Source organism: Pedobacter sp. R20-19, from assembly GCF_000708265.2.
Lineage (GTDB): Bacteria > Bacteroidota > Bacteroidia > Sphingobacteriales > Sphingobacteriaceae > Pedobacter.
Window position 1 is genome coordinate 364,898 of record NZ_JCKI01000005.1, and the last position, 16,038, is coordinate 380,935.

Genomic DNA, 16,038 nt, shown 5'->3' on the forward strand with positions numbered 1-16,038 from the left:
TGTCTCGGATATCGTTTTTGCCTACATTTGGCACATTAACTCTCTATTAAAATCCAATAGAATGTACATCCGCTTTGTCAATTACCTTGATAAGATCAATCAATACAGAAAGTCAAAAATATCAAACCGTAATTTTCTAATTATACTGGCGGTAATCGTGGGGATTCTTGCCGGACTTGCAGCGGCTGCGATTAAAAGCTTAACCCACCATATTGAAGAGTTCCTTCAATCAGACTGGCACTGGAAATATAAATACTACCTGTATTTCATCTTTCCAATGATTGGTATTTTCCTTACGGTTTTATACATCAAATATTTCATCAGAAAAAGCAAGTTTGAAACAGGCCTAACACCATTGCTTTATGCTATTTCAAAAAAATCGAGCAGGGTAGAAGCACATAATATCTATTCACAAATTATAACAGCTGCTATTACGGTAGGCTTTGGGGGATCAACGGGTTTGGAAGCACCTATTGTAACCAGTGGTGCATCAATAGGTTCTAATCTTGGTCGCTTTCTTGGCCTTTCATATCGTGAAATTACTATGCTGGTAGCTTGCGGGGCTGCTGCAGGTATCGCTGGAGCCTTTAACAGTCCGGTAGCTGGAATCGTTTTTGCAATCGAAATCTTATTGCCGGAGTTTACTATTCCGGCCTTTATTCCATTATTATTATCTGCGGCTACAGCAGCGGTAGTGGCTAGGATATTTTATACCCAGCAACTATTTTTCCTGGTTACAGAAGGCTGGCAAATCAATGCCCTATTTTATTATGTGCTTTTGGCAGGATTAATCGGCCTTTTTTCCATCTATTTCACAAAAGCCAATTATGCGGTAAAGGGGCTATTTTATAAAATTAAGCATCCATACACCAAAGTGGTTGTGGGTGGTTTAATGCTTGGAGTGCTGGTATTTCTCTTCCCAACATTGTATGGTGAAGGTTATATCACCATGAAAAATTTATTAAGAGGAGATTATCTTGCGGTAATTAACAACAGTATTTTTGAAGATTACAATTCAATTTCGGCAATGGTGGTGCTGTTTACAGTGGTTACTATTTTTATGAAATCGCTTGCTACGCTAATTACACTTGGTGCCGGAGGTAACGGTGGTACATTTGCACCCAGCCTGATTATGGGTGGTTTGATTGGTTTTATTTTTGCCTATGTGGTCAATCTTTCTGGTCTGGCACATTTAAATGTCTCTAATTTTATTGTAGCCGGTATGGCCGCTGCCTTGGGTTCAATTATGCATGCCCCATTAACAGGGATTTTCCTGATTGCAGAAATTACCGGTGGTTATATTTTAATGGTTCCGTTAATGATTACCACGGCAATTTCTTATGCGATTAATCGAAGCTCGCAGAAACACTCTATCTATACCAAAGTTCTTGCAGATAAAGGTGAATTGTTATCTCATGAAGATAAGGATACAACGGTTCTAAATCAAATGAAACTCAAGTACCTGATCGAAAAATCGTATCCTCAGCTATACATGAGCGATCTAATTGCTGAAAAAATGAATGAGATCGTTCAATCGCATAAAAATATTTGTGCCGTTACTGATGAGCTGGGAGATTTTAAAGGAATTATTTATATAGAAGAACTCTTTAGCGAAATGGTTAATAATCCTGATAAAGCAAATTTATTAGCTACCAGCCTGGTACAACCTGCCCCAAATACCATTATGGAAAACGACGATCTTAAGGTTGTATTGCAAAAAATGGAGCAAGACAACGTTTGGCTTTTACCCGTAGTTGACGAGGCTAACCGCTATATAGGTTTCGTATCTAAAACAGCCATTTTCAATAAATACAGGGCACTATTAATGCGTCAGAATGACTATATGAGTTAAATCCGAATACGGTAAAAAAAATGTCCGCAAGAGCAGGGATATGACTTACGAAGTTTTGCCGGGCTGTGTGAAGAAAAACTTCGTAAGTTTTAATTATAAATCATTTCTGCAACTCTGGTTGGTCGTTATTGAAGTTATGCAAGAGCATTCTTTGCCTAAAGCATTTCACAAATGAGATTACTTCAATCGATGAAAAATCGATTTCGCAATGACGGGAATATAACTTACGAAGTTTAGCGGGCTTGTGTGAAGGGAAACTTCGTCAGTTTAAATTATAAATCATTTTTGCGACTCTGGCTGGTCGTTGAGATTGCTTCAATAGATGAAAAATCGATTTCGGAATGAACGTGATATAACTTACGAAGTTTTGCCGGCCTGTGTGAAAGGAAACTTCGTCAGTTTTAATTATAAATTATTTTTGCACTTCTGGTTGGTCGTTATTGAAGTTATGCAACAACATTCTTTGCCTAAAGCATTTCACAAATGAGATTGCTTCAATCGATGAAAAATCGATTTCGCAATGACGGTAAAGTAAAATTTATTCTTAAACAACAAAAGCAGGAACTGATTCCTGCTTTTGTTGTTTATGATCAAGATCCTTAAACCTTTTTAAGCTCTAGTAATTGCGATCGCTAGGAATTCCCCCTTTAGGGGGCTAGGGGGTATCAACCCTTTTCAATCCGAACTTTTCAATTTTACTATATAAATGACTTCTCTGGATATCTATTTCATCAGCCGTTTTTGAAACGTTCCAATTATTTTTCTCCAGTTTAAATTTTATAAACTCTTTCTCAGCATGGTCTTTATAATCCTGAAAGTTATTAAAACTATCAAAAGATGACGACATTCCCGAAGAGTTACTATTTGATCCTGCTATTTGCGTACTTGTAGCTGCACCAATATTGGTTCCGCCGCCAGGATTGGCAAATGCACGAACGTCATTTTCAGTAATGACTTTATCACTCAAGATAATTAATCGCTCAATCATGTTATGTAATTCACGTACATTACCCGTCCATGGTAAAGCTTGTAAAGCAGCCATTCCGGCATCATTTATCTTTTTAACCGGCATTCCGTAATCACTACAAATGTTTTCTAAAAAGTTTTGTGCAATCACTGGAATATCGTCTGTGCGTTCTGTTAAATGTGGAACATGAATATTGATTACATTTAAGCGGTGGTATAAATCCATCCGGAAGTTGCCGTCTTCAATTTCTTTCAGTAAGTCTTTATTTGTTGCCGCTAATACGCGAACGTTAACTTCAATTTCTTTTTCGCCACCTACACGTGATATTTTATGTTCCTGTAACGCACGTAAAACTTTCGCCTGAGCGGAAAGACTCATATCACCGATCTCATCTAAAAACAGTGTCCCACCATTAGCCAATTCAAATTTACCAATTCGTTGTTTAACAGCTGAGGTAAATGATCCTTTCTCATGGCCAAACAATTCACTCTCAATTAATTCTGAGGGTATTGCTGCGCAATTGACTTCAATTAGCGGACTATCCGCACGATTGGATTTTTCATGTAACCACCTCGCAACTAATTCCTTACCGCTACCATTTGCACCAGTAATGAGCACACGGGCTTCTGTAGGGGCCACGCGTTCTATAGTTTCCTTTATTTTCGAAATGCTTTCAGATTTACCTAAAATTTCGCGTGTTTTGCTAACCTTACGTTTTAAAACCTTTGTTTCGGTAACCAGGTTTCCACGATCTAAACCATTACGAACCGTAATTAGTAAACGATTTAAATCTGGTGGTTTTGAAATGAAATCAAAAGCTCCCTTTTTACTGGCTTCAATAGCGGTTTCAACTGTTCCGTGTCCGGAAATCATGATGAAAGGCAGATCAGGTTTAAGAAGTTGGGCCTGCTCTAATACCTCCATGCCGTCCATCTTATTCATTTTGATATCGCAGAGTACCAAATCGAAATTAGTCCTTTTGATCATTTCAAGGCCGTCGATACCATTGTCAATATCTTCAACATCGTAATTTTCGTATTCCAGGATTTCGCGTAGGGTACTTCTTATTGCCCGCTCATCGTCAATAATTAATAGTTTGGCCATTTAATGTTTATTTGTTCAAGTTCTGATGCGAATATATTATTTTTTAATTAATGTATAGTTTTTTATACAATAATTAAGGCTATAAACGGTGAATCTTTTAAAATGTTTTAATCATCTTAAAAGATAAAGTTGTACATGCTCTTAAAAACTGGAAATACATCATACAGATAAAAATCTATTAATGTGAATTCTAAAATAATCAGAAAGGGGAATGATATCTATCTAATTTAAATAAAAAAATGCAGGTCTATAAGCCGGGTTCTGTTTTCTGATTACTCAGAATTTCTATCATTAATCCACTATAAACGTTACCGTTTATCTCTAACGACCTACCCACTAACATCGGACGGGCAGCCCTACATGCGTTAGCCTATTTGGTCTTTCAACTCCCGGGGTTTACAAACCATTACAGTCACCTGCAATGCTCGTGCGCTCTTACCACACGTTTTCACCCTTATCCCAACTTTATGTTAAGACGGTATATTTTCTGTTGCACTAATCCGTGATTCAGGTTTTCAATCCTCAATCCCTTTCCGTTAGAAAGCGGGATGCCCTGCGTTGCCCGGACTTTCCTCTCTTCCGATAAATCGAAACAGCGATAGAACAACCTGCATTTTGGGCAAAGATGCCTGTTTTAAATTAGAAAGACACTAAAAATTTAGATTATTTACAATTCTGTAATTGAACAGAAACTTTATTATATGGAACAAATCCCTGGTTGTTTCCAAATGAGTTGGTAATATAAACCATCACTTGCGCAACATCAATATCGGCTAGTTCAGGAAATGCAGGCATCTTTTCCTGATATGTTTTACCGTTGATGACCATCTGTTCGTTAGTTCCGTTCCTAATGATGCAAGCTAAACGTGTTTTATTGTTTTTTAAAAAAACTGAATCCGTTAAAGGTGGAGCCAATTTACCTAAACCTTCACCATTTTCCCCGTGGCAATTCTGACATCTGGTTTTATAAATATCCTTACCATTAGACATATAGTTTTGCAAATCGATAGTTTCCTGGTTTTGACAGGAAATAATTATTGCTACGATAGCAAATAGAAAGATAAAATGAATAATATATTTGCGCATGGATTTAGCTTAAATAAATCGTCATCCCGAATGAACTGGAGAAATTAATGTATATCAATTAAAAAGTTCTCCATGTTATTTCGTTCGAAATGACGATTAAAGTGATAATACTATTTTTTATATTCAGCCAATAAAACTGGAATATCCTTTTTTAATTGTTCCACCTGATCTTCTTTCGTACCATCATAAGCACCACGAATCCGTCGGTCTTTATCAATTAATACCAGGTAACCCTGATGAATATAACCATCTTTCGCTGTACTGTCTTCGCCAACAGCTACTAAATAATTTTTCTCCGCTAAGGTATAAACACTGTCTTTACTGCCGTATAAAAATTGCCATTTATCGCCATCTACGCCTAACTTTTGAGCATATTTTTTTAATACAGATGGCTTGTCATATTTAAAATCGATGGTGTGCGATACAAACATCACATCAGGATTCGTTTTAAACTCCTTATACACTATCATTAAATTGCGGTGCATGGTAGGGCAAATGGTCGAACAAGACGTGAAAAAGAAATCTGCAACATATACTTTTCCATCTGTAGCTTTATTAGTCGTAAGCACACTATCCTGATTTAAAAAAGCCCAGTTAGGAATGGTTTGATAAACGGTATCTATTTTTTCAACTCCAGCTTCATCTCTAACGGTTTCAGCATGGCGTTCACCATAGAATGGAAGCTTTTTATCTTGTTTACAAGATGAAAGTATAGCAATGGATAGCAAGCAAACGGCTATCGAAGAAATAATTTTATTCATGTTATTTTATTAATGTGTAAATATACAACCTCTGTATTGTAGGAGGGAATTAATTGTAAATGAATCGTCATGCTGAATTCATTTCAGCATCTTTCATACTATTAAAACCTTGAAATCAATTCAGGGTAAGACTGGCTTAGAAACTTGTTTAGTGTTTATGATGTTCCGTGTTCATCTTTGTAGCCGGAGCAACATGATATAAGTTTAAAATAGAATCTGATGTCTTGGTTACTTTAATGTAATCATCTTCAACTTGTCTAACTTTCATCATTTCAGATTTGTAGTAGTCCAAATCTTCCTGTTCATTTTTGCCTTTAAAGTCATCTTTGAAACCATGCATCCAATCCATCATACGTTCATCAGCTTGATTTAGATTTGTAATCAGATCAGCTATATTTATGGAATCCTGGGGAGATTTCATTTTACCAGATTTTAAAACGGAATCTAATCGCATTTTATTTGACATCACTTTTCCACCATCAACCATTAGTTTATCATGGAGATTAAGTACTTCTTTTTTTACCGCTTTAGAGTCTGGTTCTGTTTTGCAGGCACTAAAAAGGAAAACGATTAAGCATAATGCTAGTGTTATTGTATTTTTCATATGGTTTGTATTTAAAAATTATAAGTAATTCCGACATAAACTTTACCTGCACTCATGGGGTGATCGGTTTCAGCTTCCCAGATGTTTTTTTGGATTCCGGCATTTAGTGCTACATTTTTGTAAAAGATATCTGCTCCAACGCCACCCATTAAATTGTTCATCACATGTTCACCTGTTTCGATACCATTATACTTTTCACCAGCAGAATATTCATAAAAAAACTGTGCAGAAGGTATCACCTGAACGTCTTTCCCGATTCTTTGGGTATAAAAAATATTAAGGAAACTCGTTGTGCTATTCGCAATACTTTCTTCCCGGCTGTTCTTCCCGTTTACTTTGTAAGAGGTATTTAAACTGGCACCAAACTTTCCCAATCCTACCAGATAATTCAGGTATACAAAACCATCGGTACTCCCTGTGCCACCTTGCATTAAAGATGAATAGCGGATGCCAGCCATATTTTTAAAATCATTTTTGCCTGTTGGCAATTTAATCCCGGCACCAGCAATCAGCTGTTGTTTAAAATTATCTTCCAGTTTTTGAACAATGTGATAGCCTGCATAAAGATTAATATCGCCCATGCCACCAATGGTTGAAGTATAGCCATTATAACGTTCGCTATTTGACACATATGGGAGTATGGCGTTAACTTCCAGTCTGCTGTTAATGAAATATTTACCTCGTATTTCCAACGAACGATACAATTCGTAGTCATCTGGATTTCCGGCATGACCAGTGATCGGTGAATTCTGACTTCTTGCCGGAATGAAAAACTTTCCTCCGTTAGGGAATAATGAGTGTGATTGATTATCGTAACCATTAAATGATCGGTAACGGTATAATACACTGATGCTATTTCGATTATAATAAGGTGTGATCCCCATAAAACAGCCACAGATATCACAAGCAAAGACGTTGCTACTAATAAGTAGAAACAACATAATAATTAGCCACTTACGATTCGCTATATAATTTGTTTTTAATAAACTCATTGTCTGTTAAGGTTTTTAAAAAAGCTTTAATTTGTGTGCGTTCTACACTATTTAATTGAATGCCATTTTTAAGTGATGGATCTAAATTTTTGTTTGCTTTAACGCCAGAATCATAATGTTCTAGCACTTCGTCAAGGCTGTAGAAACGACCATCATGCATATATGGACCAGTATATTCGATGTTTCTTAAACTCGGTATTCTGAATGTTCCAAAATCAGCCTGCACACCTGTGATATGAGAACGACCTTCGTCTGAGCTAACTAAATCAAGTCCGTTATTTCGGTAAGAAAAATCTGTGAAAAATGGTTCAGCATGGCAGGAACTACATTTCTCCCGAAAAATATTATAACCAGATTGTTCCTCTTCGGTAAATGAAACACCAGCGTCTTTACGGATAACCTGATCATACTTCGAATTTCCCGAAACCAATACACCAGTAAACTGTGTGAGTGATTTTAGTAGCAATTGAGAATTGATCTCCTCCGTACCAAAAGCCCGTTTAAACATATCTGGATAGGGTGAGGTACTTTTCAAAAAAGTAATGATGGTTTGAATATCAGCACCCATTTCACAGGCATCTGTAATGGCATTTAATGGTGATGTTTCCAGGTTTTTCACTCCACCATCCCAAAAGAATGCTTTTTGCCATGCCAGATTGAAAAGGGGTGGAGCGTTTCGTTTTCCCTGGCAGTTGTTTACACCATGACTTACTTTATGATCAAGATTTGCAAAAGCGGCAAATTGCTGATGGCAACTGCCGCATGACACACTTTTGTCTGCAGATAACCTGGTATCATAAAATAATTTTTTACCCAAAGCAAAGCCAGCGTTACTCAGTTTATTTTGTTCGAATTGGTATGCCGGGGTAGGAAAATTTGCAGGAATAGAAAATGTTATTGGTTTTTCTTCTGGCTTAATTTCTTCCTGGTTTTTACTACAGGCATACATCAACGCAATACTTAAAGTAAGTACTGCGAAGACAACTATTTTCTTAACCATTAATTATGAATATGATCTAAGCGGAATAAACCTTTTGCATAGTTGTTGGCTACAATAACTGAATTGGCTCCACCCATAGTGAAATTTAAGGTAGCAAAACTAACATCAGTTGTACCAGTAAAGAGTGCAGCGGCATTTACGATGAAGTGCATATCTGGTTTTGAATCTGTTCTGATTCTTAGTGGGTTGGCACCGTTAATTTCAGTTGAGTAGGTTCTGATTGTATTATTAGGATCTACCACACCACCTATATGAAAAGTTAAAGCCTGATTTGCGGCTGTAGACTGCGGAGATGTACCTTCTAGTTTAACAAATATATAGCCACTGTTCCAGGTCCAGAACATGCCATTTATTGGATCTAAAGCACCAGTTTGAGCACCTGCAAAATTACGTGCGTAGTCTACACCGATGGTATATTCAATTTTAGTATAATCACCCGTTGGAATATCGCCTACGGTAATTAATTTTGATGCTGGTTTTGATTCATCAATTAAAAAATAACTTTCTGGAACCAGGTAAGTTGTTCCATCTGCTTTGCTTAATTTAACGTTACTCACATAATATTTGAATACATTGATTTTAAAATCTTCGCCTTTAGCATTTTTATAAGTTGTAGTATTTAAATTCAGGGCTACTCCGTTTACCTGGTGTTCGAATTCTAAAGTGAAACTGGATTTTGTATCGGTTGCGGTTTCATCTGCATCTTTTTTACATGATGAAAGGAATATAATAGGGCATAAAAATGCCAAGAAGTATGTCGAAATTTTCATTTTTGAAAATGGATAAGTAAAATATTTGAAGAAATTCTAATACGGTCGTCATGCTGATCCGATAGCTATCGGATCAAGGTAACGATCGCAAGAAACAAGATTTACTTAAACCGTTTTCGGCGGATGGAAAATAGAAATAGAAAGATCTTTTATTGGTTTTTCAAGATAAAGACTTTCAGATTTGATTATGAAATAGGGAATGTGATGATTGATTGCTAAAACCCGAAACTCTGGATCGGCCTCTATTATTCTTTTCAGCGTTTCCTGAGTTTGTTTGTTCTTGCCATCTAAATCTTTTAGTTTTTTAGCTAAGAAACATTGTCCGTCGCAATGTAGTTCAGGGTGGGCTTTATTAATACAAAATACAGAGGTAATGTATTCCTTATTCATTTGATAGCCTGAATAAACGATCAACTGCATATAGCAATTTGATATGGTACAGATTACCAGAAAAAATATAAGGGCTTTTTTAAACATTGTACTTCGATTGCAAATGTACAAACGAAATTGAGGTTAGCAAAGAAAAAGTTAAATAGGATTTTTTGGATAGGCCCTGAAATAAATTCAGGGTGACGAATCTTGAAATCTATATTTATTAAAAATTTCTTTGTGCGTCCTACTGAACTTGATTCAGCATCTTATTAAAAAAACCACAGATGAAAACATCACCTGTGGTTTTTATTTTTAGATGTGAGCAACTATCTCTTATGCCTGCAAATCAGCCATCACAGCTTTAATTTTATCTCCTAATTCTTCATTTACTTTAGGGAAATCAGTTCGATCGGCCAATGGCGCATTCACACTGCAATAGAATTTTATTTTTGGTTCTGTACCACTCGGACGGGCAGATACAATACTTCCATCTTCTGTAATAAACTGTAAAACATCAGAAGTAGGATAATCCAATTTGCTTACTTTTCCAGTTACTAGATCAGTTTCCTGGCTTAATTCGTAATCCTTTAATACAGAAACTTTAGAACCACCTAACGTAGCAGGCGGATTCTCTCTGAATTTCACCATCATGGCTTTGATTTCTTCAGCGCCGGTTTTGCCTTTTTTGGTCAGCGACACTAAATCTTCTTTATACAAACCATATTCTACATACATATCCAACAAGGCATTGTATAAGCTGGCACCTTTATCTTTATAGTAAGCAGTCATTTCAGAAATGAAAGCAGCGGAAACAACGGCATCTTTATCACGAACTAAATCGCCGATCAAGTAGCCATAACTTTCCTCACCACCACCAATAAAGTATTTTTTTCCTTCCAGTTCAGTCATTACCTGACCAATGTATTTAAACCCGGTTAGTGTATTATAATAAGTAACATCTTTTTTCTTTGCAATTTCTTCAATCAGGTTAGAAGTTACAATTGTTTTTACAATGAATTGGTTGCCATCTAATTTACCAGCTTCCTGCCATGCAGTTAAAAGGTAATTGATTAATAAACTGCCCGTTTGGTTCCCGTTTAATAAAACCCATTCACCATCATTGTCTTTCACCGCAATACCTACGCGATCTGCATCAGGATCTGTCGCTAACACTAAATCGGCATCTATTTCTTTTGCCTTATTCATGGCTAAAGTTAAAGCGTCTTTTTCCTCAGGATTTGGATAAACTACCGTTGGAAAATTTCCGTCTGGTTTACTCTGCTCTTCCACAATAGTTACATTGGTAAAACCAAATTGCTCGAGTGCTTTAGGTACCAAAGTAATTCCAGTACCATGGATAGGAGAATAAACAATTTTTAAGTCATGTTGTCTTTTAATGGCTTCAGGAGAAATAGATAGTGCAGTGATACCATCTAAATATAATTTATCTACCGCTTCTCCAATTAATTCAATGTTCGCGTCAACACGATCAAACTTCACTTCATCAATGCTGCTGATTTTATTTACTTCATCAATCACCAATTTATCATCAGGAGAAGTGAACTGACCGCCATCAGCCCCGTATGCTTTATAGCCATTATATTCTTTTGGATTATGCGAGGCCGTTAACATCACACCACTTTTACAACCGAAATGACGCACTGCGAAAGAAAGTTCAGGAGTAGGTCTTAATTCTTCAAAAAAGTAAACATAAATACCATTAGCAGAAAAAACATCAGCCGTAATTTTGGCAAAATAATCAGAATTATTGCGGCTATCGTGTGCAATGGCAACACTGATTTTTTCACCAGGATATTTGTTGTTGAGGTAATTGGCTAAACCCTGAGTGGCAGTACCGATAGTATATTTATTTATTCGGTTAGAGCCTGCACCCATAATTCCGCGTAAACCACCAGTTCCAAATTCTAAACTTTTATAAAATGAATCAATAAGTTCTGTTGTTGCATTTTGATCAACTAAGGTTTGTATTTCTGCCTTTGTTTTCTCGTCGTAATTACCGCCTAACCATTGGTTAATGGTGGCTTGTGTAGATTGGTCAATTGCTTGCATTGAGCTTTTTTTTAATTAAATATCTGGTGTTGAACAAAATTTCATCATTGAAGTTTGGTCGAAATTCATTTATTTCGATTTATCCAAATTTTATTTTGTTGAGGATGTTGCTTTTAAGCTTGTTTTGCTTATTTTCACGCCCCGATACAATAATAAAGAAATTCCGGTATTAAAGTAAAATCATCTTGACTTTTTCACAATTCTAAAGGAATTATGTAAAGTTTTGGCAGTTTTTATCACAGTTAATATAATAATTTAAGTAGATGAAAATATTAAAATTTGGGGGTACATCTGTTGGTAGCCCCGAGCGCATGACCAAGTTATTGGATATTATTAATCCAAATGAAGAACAGATTGTAGTGTTATCAGCCGTTTCTGGAACTACAAATAGTTTAGTTGAAATTTCTAATTATTTTTTAGCTGGAGATAAGAAGAACGGAAGTACTGCAGTAGAAAATTTATATCAAAAATATAAGGATTTTGTAATTGAACTTTTGCCTGCTGCTGATTTTCAGGAAATGGGAAATGAGGTGATTGATTATCATTTTAGTTTCTTAGCCGTTTTAACCAATGATATTTTTACCCCAATTGAGGAAAAAGTAGTTTTGGCACAAGGCGAACTATTGTCTACCACTTTATATCACATTTATTTAAAGTCAATTGGAATTGAGTCTGTGTTGTTACCAGCTTTAGATTTTATGAAAACTGATGAAGACAATGAGCCTGATATTCCATTTACTACAAAGCATTTAACCCCGCTTTTAGAACAACATAAAGGGAATAAACTATTCATCACGCAAGGATTCATTTGCCGCAATAGCTTTGGTGAAGTAGATAATTTACGTCGTGGTGGTAGCGACTATACTGCTTCTTTACTTGGCGCTGCAATTTTAGCAGAAGAAGTTCAAATCTGGACAGACATTGACGGGATGCACAACAATGATCCTCGGGTGGTAAAAGGAACGAAGCCAATTGCGCAATTGTCTTTCGATGAGGCGGCTGAATTAGCTTATTTTGGTGCGAAAATTTTGCATCCGCAATCTGTGTTCCCTGCACAGAAGTATAAAATTCCTGTTCGTTTATTAAACACGATGGAGCCATCGGCTGCCGGAACATTGATTACGCATAATAGTGAAAAGGGAAAGATCAAATCCATTGCTGCAAAAGATGGTATTACTGCCATTCGTATTCAATCGAGCCGTATGTTATTGGCTTATGGTTTCCTTCGACGTGTTTTTGAAGTATTTGAACGCTATAAAACGCCAATCGATATGATTACGACTTCTGAGGTTGCCGTTTCTTTAACCATTGATGAAATCGGAAATCTTCCAAAGATTATTGAGGAACTGGAAAGTTTCGGAACAGTTGAAGTAGATATCAACCACAGTATTGTTTGTGTGGTAGGTGATTTTGGTTCAGAAAAACATGGTTTCGCCAGCAGGGTTTTAGAAGGTTTAAAGCATATTCCAATCCGGATGATTTCTTATGGCGGGAGCAATTACAATGTGTCTTTACTTATCCTGAGTGAATATAAAACCGAAGCACTAAGAAGCTTACATAATAGATTATTCGAATAGAAGGTAGAGTGCGCCAATGATGACCAAAAGGCCAAGTAAGATGTGCAGCGCTAAAAAGCTTTTCGGAAGTAAATCATTCTTGTATTTTTTATAGGAATTGAATAATCCCAGTGAAATGATGAGTAAAATAAATGTAGCGGCTACAATCTTCATTTTTTAATAAATAATAGAAACAGTACAATCAGGAGCAATACGATAGTAAATCGGATTTTTCCATTGTATTGTTTTTGGGTAATTCTTCCGTGCTTTAAATCGAGGTAATTACCTAAGTATACCAGCCCAAAGAATAAAATTAAAATTATAATAAGGAATTTGAACATGTTCGTCGATAAAGATATATCAAAGTTTAACAATATAGAAACCCCTTTTTACTATTACGATACGGATTTACTGCAAAAAACTCTTCGTACTTGTGCAGAAGCAGCGGCTCCGTATCAATTTCATATCCACTATGCCTTGAAAGCAAACTTCAATGCTGTTCTGCTGGAGGAGATTAAAGGCATTGGTTTCGGTGCAGATTGTGTGAGTGCCGGAGAGGTTAGAAGGGCAGTAGAAGTAGGTTTCGACCATCAGAAAATCGTTTTTGCTGGAGTAGGTAAATCCGATAAAGAAATTAACGAAGCCCTGGATCTGGATATTTTTTGCTTTAATGTAGAATCTATTCAGGAACTTGAAGTGCTGAACGAATTGGCTGCTGCAAAAGGAAAAGTTGCTCAGGTTGCCATTCGGATTAATCCAAATGTTGATGCACATACGCACCACAACATCACCACAGGTTTAGATGAAAATAAATTTGGAATTAATTCCTGGGATTTACCGGAATGTGCCGAAACTTTGAAAGCATCTGCAAACCTGAAATTTATTGGAATCCACTTCCACATTGGTTCTCAGATAACCAACCTCGATGTATACAAAAACCTGTGTGTTCGGGTGAATGAATTTGCCAGCTGGTTTGAGGATAAAGGTTTTACAGTTAAAGTTTTAAACGTAGGTGGAGGTTTAGGTATCGACTATTATCATCCAGATCATCAAATCCCTGATTTTCAGTCATACTTTAAAATATTCAATGAATTTTTAGACGTTAAAGCCGGACAGGAAGTTCATTTTGAACTGGGAAGAGCGCTCGTCGGACAAACTGGATCACTTATTACAAGGGCCTTATATATCAAAAATGGGAAGAAGAAAAACTTTGTGGTTTTGGATGCAGGCATGACCGAATTGATGCGTCCGGCACTGTATCAGGCATACCATAAAATTCAAAATTTATCTCAAATCTCCAATCTTCAATCTCAGACCCCAGTTAAATATGACATCGTAGGGCCAATCTGCGAAAGCACAGATTGTTTTGGCAAAGAAGTAGAACAGCCTGAATCTTTCAGGGGTGATATTTTTGCTATCCGCAGTGCTGGTGCATATGGAGAAGTGATGGCTTCAAAATATAATCTTAGAGATGCAATAAGATCTGTTTACAGTAGTGAAATATAATAATTATACTAATTCTACATTGCGAAGCAATCTATCTTATTAACAAGATAGATTGCTTCGTATTTAATAACGACATATCAATTATTTCCTCTTCGACGTCACAAATACAATTACTCCGGCAACCAAAATAATGCCGCCGGCGTAAGGTGGCCAGTTTACAGACTTTTCACGGTCAGCAGAGATTTGAATTGGACCAGCATCTACTATTTTTTCTTTCTTAGTATAGGAGAAGCCAGTCCAGATGAGCATCGCGATGCCAGCAATAATTAATACGAGTCCTACAGTTCTGTTCATGCTTTTGTCTTTAGTTTAAAATCTAAACAGCGAGGCAAAGTTTATGTTTTATTCATCAAAGAAATCGACCAGACCACCGATAAAATATTCTTCAATGCCTTCTGTAAAATCTTTATAATCCGCTTCAGGGATATTGGTTTGCTTAAACTCTAATGATGTACCTTTTTTATCTTCATGGAGTTTGATGGTTACAATAGAAGGTTCAGCGTTTTCGCCAAAATACCATTGTTGTACAATTTTTTTATTGGTTTCAAACTCAAGGTTTTTACCTACAATATCACCATCCCAAAAAGAAAATTCGGTATCTGGTTTTTCTTCAAATTCTACTTCAGCACCCGTCCAGAGTTTAATACTGATGTCTTTTGTAAGTGCTAAGTATACTTCTTCAGGTGTAGCGGGTAGGTAGGTATATTTTTTATAGTCCATTCTGGGTCAGGATTTATAGGATTTTAGGAATATTCAGGATCATAGTTAAAGAAAGTCAGATCCGGTAATTTTTTAATCTATTATTTAAAGAGTATTATATTAGTTATTGTGAAAATTAATAGCAGTAAAAAAATAAATAACATTATTCATCTAGCAAATCACTACGTTTTTCGTGGCTTGATCTATATTTGTTAATTTTCGGATTGTAAATCTTTTTAAATTGTAAACTTGTAGCGCCAAAATTAATCAATAATCCGATATTGAAATGATAAGCGACAACATAATTCTTTGCTTGAACAAGATGAGCAGCTTCCAAATTAAAAAAGGCTTTTAACTCTATAGTGAGAATATCCTCTATTACAAAATCTGCTCGTCGTTTTCCAACAACCACACCATCATAAAAAATTTCCTGCTCAACTTCTCTTCTAAATCTTATACCAGCTTTTTCTAATTCAATTGCTAAGCATCTTTGATAAATAACTTCCTGAAAGCCGTTGCCTAAAGCATTATGTACTTTCATAGCGCAACCATTTATTTTATAAGTTAAATCTTCTATATCCATTTTATTAAATTAATGGAATGAAAACTACAACAATAGGGGACGTTGGTATTTACATAATCTTTGTTGTTGCAATATAAGAAGTAGAATTTTTAGAATAAACTTTAAAAATTGTGGTT

At 36.0% G+C, this 16,038-nt stretch carries 16 protein-coding genes and 1 other RNA gene; 3 read left to right on the top strand and 14 right to left on the bottom strand.

Translation table 11 applies throughout. From position 1 onward, the window contains the following. Positions 1-61 precede the first annotated feature (61 nt). The gene (locus AN34_RS13445; RefSeq protein ID WP_029286273.1) at positions 62-1,852 is read left to right on the top strand and encodes a chloride channel protein; all 1,791 of its coding nucleotides are present in this window, start codon (positions 62-64) and stop codon (positions 1,850-1,852) included. 655 nt (positions 1,853-2,507) lie between these two features. Here AN34_RS13445 and AN34_RS13450 read toward each other — a convergent pair. The 10 genes from AN34_RS13450 to AN34_RS13495 form a co-directional block, all read right to left on the bottom strand. After that, positions 2,508-3,923, bottom strand: a complete 1,416-nt coding sequence (locus AN34_RS13450; RefSeq protein ID WP_029286275.1) for a sigma-54 dependent transcriptional regulator — start codon at positions 3,921-3,923, stop codon at positions 2,508-2,510. Between the two features lie 234 nt (positions 3,924-4,157). Next, an RNA gene (gene rnpB / locus AN34_RS14175) (RNase P RNA component class A) lies at positions 4,158-4,538 on the bottom strand. Positions 4,539-4,586: 48 nt separating this feature from the next. Beyond that, positions 4,587-5,009, bottom strand: coding sequence for a cytochrome c (locus tag AN34_RS13455; RefSeq protein ID WP_029286277.1), 423 nt, complete (start codon positions 5,007-5,009; stop codon positions 4,587-4,589). 110 nt (positions 5,010-5,119) lie between these two features. Further along, complete coding sequence (locus AN34_RS13460; protein ID WP_029286279.1) at positions 5,120-5,770, bottom strand: SCO family protein; 651 nt, start codon at positions 5,768-5,770, stop codon at positions 5,120-5,122. A 148-nt stretch (positions 5,771-5,918) separates the two neighbouring features. After that, entirely contained in the window at positions 5,919-6,374 is a 456-nt protein-coding gene (locus AN34_RS21675; RefSeq protein WP_157263308.1) for a hypothetical protein, read from the bottom strand. Positions 6,375-6,385: 11 nt separating this feature from the next. After that, positions 6,386-7,366, bottom strand: coding sequence for a transporter (locus AN34_RS13475; RefSeq protein ID WP_157263309.1), 981 nt, complete (start codon positions 7,364-7,366; stop codon positions 6,386-6,388). Continuing rightward, a complete protein-coding gene (locus AN34_RS13480) occupies positions 7,329-8,366 on the bottom strand; it encodes a cytochrome-c peroxidase (protein WP_029286287.1) in 1,038 nt (345 codons plus the stop codon). Before AN34_RS13480 ends, AN34_RS13475 begins: the two co-directional genes overlap by 38 nt. After that, complete coding sequence (locus AN34_RS13485; protein WP_051666550.1) at positions 8,366-9,136, bottom strand: MbnP family protein; 771 nt, start codon at positions 9,134-9,136, stop codon at positions 8,366-8,368. The genes AN34_RS13480 and AN34_RS13485 overlap by 1 nt, the downstream gene beginning before the upstream one ends. A 105-nt stretch (positions 9,137-9,241) precedes the next feature. Further along, positions 9,242-9,526 (bottom strand): hypothetical protein, encoded by a 285-nt coding sequence (locus AN34_RS13490; RefSeq protein ID WP_157263310.1) that lies wholly within the window; start codon positions 9,524-9,526, stop codon positions 9,242-9,244. A gap of 315 nt (positions 9,527-9,841) precedes the next feature. Then, the gene (locus AN34_RS13495) at positions 9,842-11,578 is read right to left on the bottom strand and encodes a phospho-sugar mutase (protein ID WP_029286293.1); all 1,737 of its coding nucleotides are present in this window, start codon (positions 11,576-11,578) and stop codon (positions 9,842-9,844) included. Between the two features lie 263 nt (positions 11,579-11,841). Between AN34_RS13495 and AN34_RS13500 the strand changes: the two genes are divergently transcribed. After that, the gene (locus AN34_RS13500) at positions 11,842-13,155 is read left to right on the top strand and encodes an aspartate kinase (RefSeq protein WP_029286295.1); all 1,314 of its coding nucleotides are present in this window, start codon (positions 11,842-11,844) and stop codon (positions 13,153-13,155) included. On the opposite strand, the gene AN34_RS21680 is transcribed toward AN34_RS13500, so the two are convergent. Beyond that, the gene (locus tag AN34_RS21680) at positions 13,144-13,308 is read right to left on the bottom strand and encodes a hypothetical protein (RefSeq protein ID WP_157263311.1); all 165 of its coding nucleotides are present in this window, start codon (positions 13,306-13,308) and stop codon (positions 13,144-13,146) included. The two genes, AN34_RS13500 and AN34_RS21680, sit on opposite strands and share 12 nt — an antisense overlap. A gap of 165 nt (positions 13,309-13,473) precedes the next feature. On the opposite strand from AN34_RS21680, the gene lysA reads away from it, so the two are divergent. Beyond that, complete coding sequence (gene lysA, locus AN34_RS13505; protein WP_029286297.1) at positions 13,474-14,640, top strand: diaminopimelate decarboxylase; 1,167 nt, start codon at positions 13,474-13,476, stop codon at positions 14,638-14,640. A gap of 81 nt (positions 14,641-14,721) precedes the next feature. Here lysA and AN34_RS13510 read toward each other — a convergent pair whose 3' ends face one another. The 3 genes from AN34_RS13510 to AN34_RS13520 form a co-directional block, all read right to left on the bottom strand. Beyond that, complete coding sequence (locus AN34_RS13510; RefSeq protein WP_029286298.1) at positions 14,722-14,934, bottom strand: hypothetical protein; 213 nt, start codon at positions 14,932-14,934, stop codon at positions 14,722-14,724. Between the two features lie 48 nt (positions 14,935-14,982). Next, positions 14,983-15,360, bottom strand: a complete 378-nt coding sequence (locus AN34_RS13515; RefSeq protein ID WP_029286299.1) for an SRPBCC domain-containing protein — start codon at positions 15,358-15,360, stop codon at positions 14,983-14,985. A 142-nt stretch (positions 15,361-15,502) separates the two neighbouring features. Next, entirely contained in the window at positions 15,503-15,922 is a 420-nt protein-coding gene (locus tag AN34_RS13520) for a GxxExxY protein (RefSeq protein ID WP_029286300.1), read from the bottom strand. Positions 15,923-16,038: the final 116 nt, after the last annotated feature.